Raw genomic sequence first — 10628 nt, forward strand, 5'->3', positions numbered from 1 at the left:
GGGGGAGGGGAACCCCCTCCCGCGCGAGGGGAGGGGGTTCCCCTCCCCCCAGACAAACAGCGAATGGCATCAGCACCTAGTCCACAGCATAGCAGCGGGCGAGGTCCTCCGGCGTTTCGCGGCGGCGGATGAGGCGGGCCTTGCCTTCGGCGTCGATGAGCACCTCGGCGCAGCGGCAGCGCTGGGTATAGGAGGAGGACATGGAGAAGCCGTAGGCCCCGGCGTCGAGGATGCCGAGGATGTCCCCCTCGTGCAGGGCGGGCAGCAGGCGTTTTTTGGCGAGGATGTCCCCGCTTTCGCAGATGTTGCCCACGATGGTCTGTTCCTTTTCGGCGCGGTCGGCCGTGCCCGCCGGACCGGCATAGATCTCCAGATCGTGGAAGGAGTCGTACATGGCCGGACGGGCCAGCACGTTGAAGCCCACGTCCGTGCCCACATAGCAGGTCTCGCCGTTGTACTTCACGTTGTTGACGCCGGTGAGGATCATGCCGCATTCGGCGGCCACGTAACGGCCCGGCTCCACGAGGAAGCGGCCGGCATAGCCCGTTTTGGCGCTCCAGCCGCTGATGAGGGCGTGGAGCTTCTCGGCCAGATCGGCCATGTCCAGACGGGGCTGTCCTTCATATTTATGGTAGGGGATGCCGAAGCCGCCGCCGAAGTCGATGATCTCCAGACCGCGCAGCACGTCGGCGGGCAGGCGTTCGGCCAGCTCCAGCAGGACGGAGGCCGCCGCGATGTAGCCGTCGGCTTCCATGAAGAGGGAGCCGATGTGGTGGTTGATGCCGGCCAGGCGCATGTCGTGGCGCTTGAGGATGGCCAGCACCTCGTCGAGCAGGTCGGGAGTGACGCCGAACTTGGTCTCCTTGCCGGCGGTGACCACCTTTTGGTGGTGGCCCGCGCCGATGCCGGGATTGAAGCGCACCATCACCCGTCCGCCCCGGTTGAGGCGGCCGAGGGTCTCCAGCTGGGAGAGGGAGTCCACGCTGACGAGCACGCCCTGTTCCAGCGCGTGGCGCATCTCGTCGGGGGAGATGTTGTTGGCGATGTAGAGGATCTGATCCGGCGTGAACCCGGCCAGCTTGTCAAGGTAGAGCTCGCCGGGGCTCATGGCGTCCACCACGAGGCCTTCCTCACGGATGATGCGCAGCAGCACGGGATTGGCATTGGCCTTGACCGAATAGTTGACGCCGAAACCGGCGTGGGCGGACAGGGCCATCAGTTCGCGGCAGCGGCGGCGCAGCACGTTTTCGTTGTAGACATAGAGGGGGGAGCCCCATTTTTCCAGCAGCTGGGCGGGCGTGTTGTCGCCGAAGAAGGAGATTTCGTCGCTGTAGCGGGAACGGATGTCGGACATGGCATACCTCGATGACGGCTGCGGACGCGCGCGGCGTCCTGAATTTCAAAAGCAAAAAAATATGCGTCCGGCGGGGGAGCCTTGTCAAGCAAGAATGTCTCGCAATAAGTCGCTGGAGCGCGGGCGGCGCGGGCGTCGGGGCGATTGACAGGCAGGGGCAATCATGCTTTTCTGACCGGTCAGGGAACGTGCTGACCGCAGGCGTGAGCCGGGGCGGCCGGTCCTGTTTTTCCGCAACCTACAAGGCATCGGGAGAAGGATTTTCTATGCCCATCACAAAAGGCGATACCGTGCGCGTCCATTATACGGGCACGCTGGCCGACGGAACGGTCTTTGACTCCTCGCGCGAGCGCGAGCCCCTTGAATTCGTGCTGGGCGGGGGCATGATCATCCCCGGCTTCGAGCAGGCCGTACAGGGACGCGAAGCCGGCGACACCGTCACGGTCACCATCGCGCCGGCCGACGCTTACGGCGAGGCGGACCCGGACCTCGTGTTCACCGTGGATCGCGCCCAGATGCCGGACAGCATCCCGTTGAAGGTGGGCACGCCCCTCCAGCTTTCCAGCGAGCAGGGGCAGATGGATGTGGTCATCAGCGAGGTGACGGAGACGGAAGTCACCCTGGACGCCAACCATCCGCTGGCGGGCAAGGAACTGACCTTTGAGATAGAGATCGTCAGCGTGGCCTAGACCTGTTGACGCATGAGCAAAGAGCACTCCAAACAGGTAAAGCATATGATCTGCGCATGAGTTTATGCCCTTTGATGCTCGCCAGCCGCATGTCCCGCAGTTTCCCCAGGTAAAAGCGCGCTGGGGAAGGGATGGGGGGCGTGGGGGGAGGGAAAACTCTCCCGCGCCGGCGGAGGGGTTTCCCTTCCCCCACCCAAAAAGCTGTGCAGAGCGTCAACAGGTCCTAAACGCTCCCGCGCGCAGGCCCCGACAGGGAGGATATATGAGCAACTCCGCACGACAGAACGCCATCCAGGCCATCACGTCCTACAAGGACGAGGCCAATATCGACTACGCCAAGAACCGGCCCGTGGATTTCTACGGCTGCAACGTCTTTGACGACAAGGCCATGCGCGCCCGCCTGCCCAAGGACGTGTACAAGTCCCTGCACAAGGCCATCACCCTCGGCGAGCGCATGGACCCTTCCATCGCCGATACCGTGGCCGCGGTCATGAAGGACTGGGCCATCGAAAAGGGCGCCACGCATTTCGCCCACATCTTCTATCCGCTTACCGGCCAGACGGCGGAAAAGCACGACAGCTTCCTCATGCCTGACGGCTACGGCGGCGTCATCGCCGAATTTTCCGGCAATATGCTCATTCGCGGCGAGCCGGACGCTTCCTCCTTCCCGTCCGGCGGCCTGCGCTCCACCTTCGAGGCGCGCGGCTATACCGCCTGGGACGTGACGAGCCCCGCTTACATCATGGAGAACCCCAACGGGACCTTCCTCTGCATCCCGACCATGTTCCTCTCGTGGACGGGCGTTGCGCTGGACAAGAAGACCCCGCTGCTGCGCTCCGGTCAGGCGCTCAACCGGGCGGCCCGGCGCGTGCTCAAGATCTTCGGCATCGAGCCGGAACTGCCCATCGTCTCCTTTGCCGGGCTGGAGCAGGAATATTTCTGCATCGACCACAATTACAATTTTGCCCGTCCCGACCTGCAGGTGGCGGGGCGCTCGCTCTTCGGCGCGCGTCCGGCCAAGGGACAGGAGTTCAGCGACCAGTATTTCGGCGTCATCCCGCAGCGCGTGCTCTCCTACATGATGGAAGTGGAGTACGAGCTCTACAAGCTCGGCGTGCCCGTGCGCACCCGGCACAACGAGGCCGCGCCCAGCCAGTACGAGATCGCCCCGCTCTATGAGGTGAGCAATCTGGCGGTGGACCACAACCACATCATCATGTCCACCCTGCGCAACGTGGCCAAACGCTACGGCCTCAAGTGCCTGCTGCACGAAAAGCCCTTCCACGGGGTCAACGGCTCGGGCAAGCATGTGAACTACTCCATCGGCAACCGCGAGCTGGGCAGCCTTTTCGATCCCGGCGCGACCCCGCACGCCAACGCCAAGTTCCTCGTCTTCTGCTCGGCCATGATCCGTGCCGTCCACAAGTACGGCGGCCTGCTGCGGGCCACGGTGGCCAGCGCCAGCAACGACCATCGCCTGGGCGCGCATGAGGCCCCGCCGGCCATCATGTCCATCTTCCTGGGCGACCAGCTGACGGAAGTCTTTGAAGCCTTCCGCGCCGGCCGGGTGGAGAACGCCGCCAACGGCAAGCCCGCCCGCATGATGAACGTGGGCGTGGACACCCTGCCGCCTCTGCCCACCGATCCCGGCGACCGCAACCGCACGAGCCCGGTGGCCTTCACGGGCAACCGCTTCGAGTTCCGCGCGCTGGGCTCCAGCCAGTCCGCCGCCGGTTCCATCACGGCCCTCAACGCCATGATGAGCGATTCCCTCAATGATGCGGCCGATTATCTGGAAAAGGAGATCGCCGCCGGCAAGGACCTCAACGCCGCCATCCAGTCCTATGTGGAACACGTCATCGAGGAGCACAGCGCCATCATCTTCAACGGCGACGGCTACTCGGAGATCTGGCACAAGGAGGCCGTGCGGCGCGGCCTGCCCAATCTGCGCAACACGCCCGAAGCCCTGCCGGAACTCATCCGGCCGGAAGTGGTGGCCCTGTACGAGAGCAACGGCATCCTGAACCGCGCCGAGCTCAAGGCCCGTCACGACATTTATCTGGAACAGTACTGCAAGACCCTGCGGACCGAGGCGACCCTCGTCATCCGCATGGCCCGCACCATCATCTTCCCGGCGGGCATGCGCTATCAGGGCGAGCTGGCCGAGACGGCCGCCCGCATGAAGGCCGTGGGCATGGACATCCGCGTGGACATGCTGCGCGACGTGACCGAACAGCTCCGCGGCATGCAGGATGCCGTGGTGCGGCTGGAGACCGCGTTGGGCGGCGTGGACGGGCAGAGCGATCTGCTGACCCGCGCCCGGCTGTACTGCGAGGAAGTGCTGCCCCTTATGGACGAAGTGCGCCGCTATGCCGACCTGCTGGAGACCCGTGTGGCCGACGACCTCTGGGATCTGCCCAGCTATCAGGAGATCCTCTTCGGCAAGTAGGCGAGGGCGGCCAATGCCGTCGTACGGACCGCCGGGGAAGTCTCCTCTTTCCCGCATGAAAAGACGGGCCGGTACCGCGAAGGTGCCGGCCCGTCCTGTTAGAGCATTTTCCGCTTGAAACGCTTTCTGTCGTTTCGCGTTTGCCTTCTTCAAGGGCAAAACGTGCTACAGGCAGAGGATCTCCCCGTCCAGCGGGATCAGGAGGCGTTGCCCCAGCCCCTCGGCTGCGGCAAAGGCGTGCAGGTCCGCACGGCTGAGGCGGGCATGGTTGACCGCGTCCATGTGGGTGGCGATGAGGACGGCGTCGGGCGCGGCCTGCGCCACTTCCCGCACGCCGTCGACGCCCATGAGGATGGGCGTGCCGTCGTACATCTGGGCATTGGCCGCATTGAGGGCGATGACCTGCGGCTGGTGGCTCTTGATGGCCCGCTGCACGCCGTCGAACCAGAGCGTATCGCCGGCGGCGTAAAAGACCTTCTCGCCCGGCGCGCGCAGCACGAAGCCGCAGGCTTCGGCGGGCAGGGCGAATTTTCGGTAATAATAGGCGGCGGTCACGCCGTCGCCATGCAGGGCCTCGGTCCTGTACAGCTCCACCTCTCCGAAGCGGACGCCTTCCGCGGCAAGCGGCGTGACATGGCAAAAGCCCAGTGCCCGCATGTCCTCGGCCTCCTTCTCGGACTGCACGAAGACCGGTATGGTCTTGGGCAGGGCCTGCGCCGCAAGGGCGTCGAAATGATCGAAATGGTGCATGTGGGTGACGATGACCGCATCCACGGCAACGATGGTTTCCACAGGGAGCGGCAGCCCCACCAGCGGATTGGCCAGATCGTTGTAGGGAGAGGGGACGGGCGGGCAGGAGCCGCACGGGGCGAAAAAGGGATCGACAAGGAAGCGCGAGCCGCCGAAGGTGACGATGCTCGTTGCGCCGCGGATCTGCTGGAACTGCATGAAGCACCTCTTCTGAAGGACGTTGCGGCATCCGCGCACGCGCAAGATGAAATGGGGACGTTGGCCGCCCGTGCGGCGGGGGTGGCGGAGGCCGTTTCCTTCATGATAGCATGGGCGGAGCAGAGGACAAGAACGCACTTTTTCCATAGCCAGTACCCCGGAGGATACCACGATGCCCAAACAGGCCGATCTCCCTGACGATCATGGACGGCCGGCCGTCCCCGCGCTGGAGACGCATTTCCCCGTAGCGGCCACGCTCCAGCTCATCGGCGGCAAGTACAAGGGGCTGATCCTCTGGAGCCTCCTGGACGGCGCGCTCCGTTTTTCCGGGCTGCGGCGGGCCGTCCCCTGCGCCACGCCCAAGATGCTCACCCAGCAGCTGCGCGAACTGGAGGCCGACGGCCTGATCAGCCGCACGGTCTATCCCGTGGTGCCGCCCAAGGTGGAATACGCCCTTACCGATCTTGGAAAGAGCCTTTATCCCGTGCTGGAAGCCATGCAATCCTGGGGAGCGGCCTATCTGGCGCGGCAAGACCCGCGCGGCTGAGGCGGCATACCGCTCTGTATCTTCCTTTGCGGGGCGTTCCGTCCGTCTACCATGCATCCCGCTGTCCGGCGGCGAAAAAGCGTCATGTCCCATCGGCTCATGCTTGACAATGGCGGGCGGACGGCCTATCTTTCCCAAAAATCACAACAACAGGTAAAAACTATGTTCCTTTCCTTCCGCACTCAGTTCAGCTTTGCCGCGTGGTGGTGGCGTTCTGACGTATGCAGGGGGGACGTGCGGGTCTGGCCCGCCGCATAGCGTTATCTGTTTTGCTACTGGCTGATAAGACGCCGTCCCCTGGGACGGCGTCTTTTTTTGTTTCATGGCCCGGCCATCTCCGAATGGATACGCCGCGGCGGAAGACGGACAACACGAGGAAAGAACATGCACGACCCCATCAGCACCTCACACGCGGAAAAGGCAGCGGAACCGGCGGCGCAGGCGGCATGCCACCTGCGGCAGCAGGCGCGCTGGCTCCCGGCGGACATGGACACGCCCATCAGCCTTTTTCTGGGCATGGCGGGCCAGGGCGACGGCATCCTGCTGGAAAGCGCCGAGGTGGACGGCCGCTGGGGCCGTTACAGCGTGCTGGCCTGCGACATGGCCCTTGTGCTGACCTGCCGGGAGGGACGCCTGTCCGTGGATATCCGGGACGAGCGTCTTGCCCCGCTGGCCGCGCACGACGGACAGCCCTATGTGGAAGGATTGCGCGCCCTCATGCGGCGGCTGCGGATAACGGCTCCGGAAGGCATGGACGTGCCGCCCATCACGCGGGCGCTGTACGGCTGGCTGGGCTTCGGTATGGCCCGCCTGTTCCATCCCACGCTGGCCGGGATCATGCCGGAAAACGAGGCCGAGGCCGTGTTGGCGCTGCCGGGCACGGTGCTGCTCTTTGACCATCTCTACAATCGTCTTTGCCAGATCAGCCTTGGCGAACATCGGGAGGTCCAGAGCGGCAGACAGGCGGCCGAAGCGCCGTTGCCGGACGTGGGCGAAGTGACCGCCAGCCCGGATGAAGCGGGCTACAAGGCCGTGGTGGAGCGCATCCGCGCCATGCTGCACGCGGGCGAGGCCATACAGGTGGTGCCGTCGGTGCGCTTCTCCACGCCGTTTGTCGGGGACGCCTTCACCCTCTACCGGCGCATGCGCCGCTACAACGCCTCGCCCTACATGTTCTATATGAAGATCGGGGAAATGACGCTCTTCGGCTCCTCCCCGGAAGTCATGGTGCGCTGCACGCGCGGCAAGCTGCAGCTTTCGCCCATTGCCGGGACGCGGCGGCGCGGCCGCGACGACGCGGAAGACGCCCGACTGGCGCAGGAACTGCGGGACGATCCCAAGGAGCGCGCCGAACACGTCATGCTGGTGGACCTGGGCCGCAACGATCTGGGCCGCGTGGCCCGGCCCGGCAGCGTCACCCTGGAACGCTGCATGGAGGTGGAACGCTTCTCCCATGTCATGCACCTGACCAGCCGCGTCACGGCCCAGCTGGACGAGGGCAAGGACGCGCTGGACGTGCTGGCCGCCACCTTCCCGGCGGGCACGGTGAGCGGCGCGCCCAAGGTGCGGGCCATGCAGATCATCCGGGAGATGGAAGGCCGGAGCCGCGGCCCCTACGCGGGTTGCGTCGGCTGGCTGGGGCTGGACAAGGACGCCGTGCATCTGGATACCGGCATAACCATCCGCAGCATGTGGCTCAGGGACGGGGAACTGTGCTGGCAGGCCGGGGGCGGCATCGTCCACGATTCGGACCCGGAACTGGAATGGAAAGAAGTCTGCAACAAGTCGGCCATCATGCGCCTTGCCCTGCGCAACGAGGAAGAATGCCATGTTTCTGCTCATAGATAATTACGATTCCTTCACCTACAATCTGGTACAGGCCTTTTATGCGCTGGGGCAGGAGCCGCTGGTGCTGACCAACGACGATCCGCGCATCCTCGATCTGGCCCGCGACCCCGACCTGCGGCAGGTCTGCATCTCGCCCGGCCCGGGACGGCCGGAGAATGCCGGGCTTTGCCCGCGCTTCCTGGAGCTGCTGCCTCCCCACATCCCGGTACTCGGCGTCTGCCTCGGGCATCAGCTGCTCGGCCTGCACGCCGGGGCGCGGGTGGAGGTCGGCCCCTGCATCATGCACGGCAAACAGTCCGAGATCGTACACGACGGCAGCGGCCTCTTCGACGGTCTGCCCAATCCCCTGCGGGTGGCGCGCTACCATTCGCTGGTGGTGCGGGACGACGGCCCCGTCTCCATCCCCTTCACCGTGACGGCCCGCGCTCCGGAAGGCGAAGTGATGGCCCTGCGCTACGATGACCGGCCGTGGGTGGGCGTGCAGTTCCATCCCGAATCCATCCTGACGCCGGAAGGGCTGCGCCTGCTGGGCAACTTCCCGCAGGCCGTCCTGCCCGCCGAGGCCAACGACCTGCACATGGACCGCATCCTCGAACGTCTGGCCCGGCGCGAAGACCTCACCCCGGACATGGCGGCCGCCGCCTTCGCCGCGCTCATGGACGGCAAGCTCACCGCCGCGCAGGCCGGGGCCTTCCTGCTGGCCCTGCGTATGAAGGGGGAAAGCGCGCTGGAGCTGGCCCATGCCACCCGCGCCGCGCTGGCCCGCGCCGTGCGCGTGGACGGCGTGGGGAGCGCCATCGACGTGGTGGGCACCGGCGGCGACGGACGCCATTCCTTCAATTGCTCCACCGCCACCTCACTGGTGCTGGCCGGCATGGGGCATAAGGTGGTCAAGCACGGCAACCGGGCGGTATCCTCCTCCTGCGGCAGCGCCGACGCCGTGGAAGCGCTGGGCATGGATCTCCATACCGATGCCGCCGCCGTGGCCGACAGAGTTCGGGAACGCAACTTCGCCTTCCTCTATGCGCCGCACTTCCACCCGGCCTTCAAGAATATCGGCCCGCTGCGCAAGGAGCTGGGCGTGCGCACGCTCTTCAATCTCCTCGGCCCCATGATCAATCCCGCCCGCCCCAGTCATCTGCTCATGGGCGTGGCCCGTCCCGAACTGCTGCGCCTCGTGGCCGAGACGCTGGCCCAGTCCCCGCTGGAACGCGCGGCCGTGGTCTGCGGCGCCGGCGGTTATGACGAGCTGACCCCCATCGGCCCGGCGGAGGTGCTCCTCCTGCAACAAGGAAAGATTTCGCCCCTGCCCCTTGATCCCGCTGACTTCGGCATCCTCCCCTGCACCCCGGAGGACCTTGCCGTCAGCAGCAAGGACGAGGCCGTGGCCGTGCTGCGCGACCTGCTGGCCGGAGGCGGCAGCCGCGCCATGCGCGACATGGTGACGCTCAATGTGGGCCTGGCCCTCTATCTGCTGGAAGACGCGCCCACGCTGGCCCTCTGCATGGCCCGCGCCCGTGAGGCCGTGGAATCCGGCCTGGGAAGGAGAGTTCTCCATGCGGCTTGAGCGTTTCCTCTGGGCCAAGGCGGGCGAAGTGGCGGCCCTGCGCCGTCAGGAGCGGGAAGGGGGCCTGCCCGCGCCCTTCAGCGGGCCTCGTGGCGACTTCCTCGCGGCCCTGCGCCGTCCCTCCGGTCAGGCCCCGCTGTCCGTCATCGCCGAATACAAGCGGGCCTCCCCGTCCCGTGGCGTCATCTGTCGCGCTCTGACGGCCGCCGAGGTCGCCCGGCAGTACGCGCAGGCCGAAGCCGGAGCCATTTCCGTCCTTACGGAAGAACGCTTCTTCCAGGGGCGGCTGGACTACCTCGCCGAAGCCCACGCCGCCCTCCACGCCGACGGTCGCCCCGTGCCCCTGCTGCGGAAGGATTTCCTTTTCGATCCGCTCCAGATAACGGCCACGGCCGCCACGCCGGCGGCGGCCCTGCTGCTCATCGTGGGCCTGACGCCCGACGCGGCCCTGCTGCGCCGATTACGCGAACAGGCCGAGTCCTACGGCATGCAGGCCGTGGTCGAAATTTTCGACGCGGACGAACTGGCCCTCGCCCGCGCCAGCGGCGCCCGCATCATCCAGGTCAATGCCCGCGATCTGGCGACCCTGCGCGTGGACCGCGCCGCCTGCCTCGACATCGCCCGGCGCTTCCCCCCGCAAAACGGCGAATGCTGGATAGCCGCCAGCGGCATGGAAGCCCCGGATCACCTCCGCGCCGCCGCCGAGGCAGGATATGACGCCGCCCTCGTGGGCACCGCTCTCATGAAGGACGGCCAACCCGGTGCGGCCCTGCGCAGCCTGCTGGCCGGGAGGTGATGCTAGGGATGTTTTTTGAGGGGGGAAGGGCCCCTTTGCTCACGCCCAAAGGGGCCCTTCCCCCCTCAAACTCCCCCCATCCCCCCAAACGCGTTTTACCGGGAGGATGTAAGGGCGTCGTTTCCCGCAGATGGTCGCGTATCTGTTCCGTCCCCCGGCGGCATGGAGGAAAATCTGTGGGCACGGTCGGTCTCTGCCGGCATGCGGAAAGATACTGTCCGCTAAAAAGAACCATCTCTCCCATGCCGCCGGGGGACGGAGCAGTCAGGAGACGGCTTGCGGGATACGACGGCGGGAAGCAGACCGGAATAAACGTTTCGGGGGGAGGGGGTACGGGGGAGGGGGACCTTTTCAAAGGTCACCTTCCCCCGCAAAACCCGGTCTCTCCCATGCCGCCGGGGGACGTGCCAGTCAGGGAGGCGGCTTGCGG

Annotated in this window: 8 protein-coding genes; 6 read left to right on the forward strand and 2 right to left on the reverse strand. The window is 66.0% G+C overall.

The features are described 5' to 3' along the window. Positions 1-76 precede the first annotated feature (76 nt). A complete protein-coding gene (gene lysA / locus Q0K12_RS04680) occupies positions 77-1354 on the reverse strand; it encodes a diaminopimelate decarboxylase (protein WP_297260604.1) in 1278 nt (425 codons plus the stop codon). A 266-nt stretch (positions 1355-1620) separates the two neighbouring features. On the opposite strand from lysA, the gene Q0K12_RS04685 reads away from it, so the two are divergent. After that, positions 1621-2043: a peptidylprolyl isomerase gene (locus Q0K12_RS04685; RefSeq protein ID WP_297260605.1), complete on the forward strand. Its 423-nt coding sequence runs from the start codon at positions 1621-1623 to the stop codon at positions 2041-2043. 262 nt (positions 2044-2305) lie between these two features. Beyond that, a complete protein-coding gene (locus Q0K12_RS04690) occupies positions 2306-4492 on the forward strand; it encodes a glutamine synthetase III (RefSeq protein WP_297260606.1) in 2187 nt (728 codons plus the stop codon). A 165-nt stretch (positions 4493-4657) separates the two neighbouring features. Here Q0K12_RS04690 and Q0K12_RS04695 read toward each other — a convergent pair whose 3' ends face one another. Continuing rightward, on the reverse strand, positions 4658-5440 hold the full coding sequence (locus Q0K12_RS04695; RefSeq protein WP_297260607.1) for an MBL fold metallo-hydrolase: 783 nt from the start codon (positions 5438-5440) through the stop codon (positions 4658-4660). 172 nt (positions 5441-5612) lie between these two features. On the opposite strand from Q0K12_RS04695, the gene Q0K12_RS04700 reads away from it, so the two are divergent. From Q0K12_RS04700 to Q0K12_RS04715, 4 genes are all read left to right on the forward strand, one after another. Beyond that, complete coding sequence (locus Q0K12_RS04700; protein ID WP_297260608.1) at positions 5613-5987, forward strand: helix-turn-helix domain-containing protein; 375 nt, start codon at positions 5613-5615, stop codon at positions 5985-5987. A 486-nt stretch (positions 5988-6473) separates the two neighbouring features. After that, positions 6474-7835, forward strand: a complete 1362-nt coding sequence (locus Q0K12_RS04705) for an anthranilate synthase component I family protein (RefSeq protein WP_297260614.1) — start codon at positions 6474-6476, stop codon at positions 7833-7835. Beyond that, entirely contained in the window at positions 7816-9402 is a 1587-nt protein-coding gene (gene trpD / locus Q0K12_RS04710) for an anthranilate phosphoribosyltransferase (RefSeq protein WP_297260609.1), read from the forward strand. The genes Q0K12_RS04705 and trpD overlap by 20 nt, the downstream gene beginning before the upstream one ends. Further along, on the forward strand, positions 9392-10198 hold the full coding sequence (locus Q0K12_RS04715) for an indole-3-glycerol-phosphate synthase (protein ID WP_297260610.1): 807 nt from the start codon (positions 9392-9394) through the stop codon (positions 10196-10198). Before trpD ends, Q0K12_RS04715 begins: the two co-directional genes overlap by 11 nt. The last annotated feature ends 430 nt before the right edge of the window (positions 10199-10628 follow it).

The sequence above is a fragment of the uncultured Desulfovibrio sp. genome (assembly GCF_944324525.1).
Taxonomy (GTDB): domain Bacteria; phylum Desulfobacterota; class Desulfovibrionia; order Desulfovibrionales; family Desulfovibrionaceae; genus Desulfovibrio.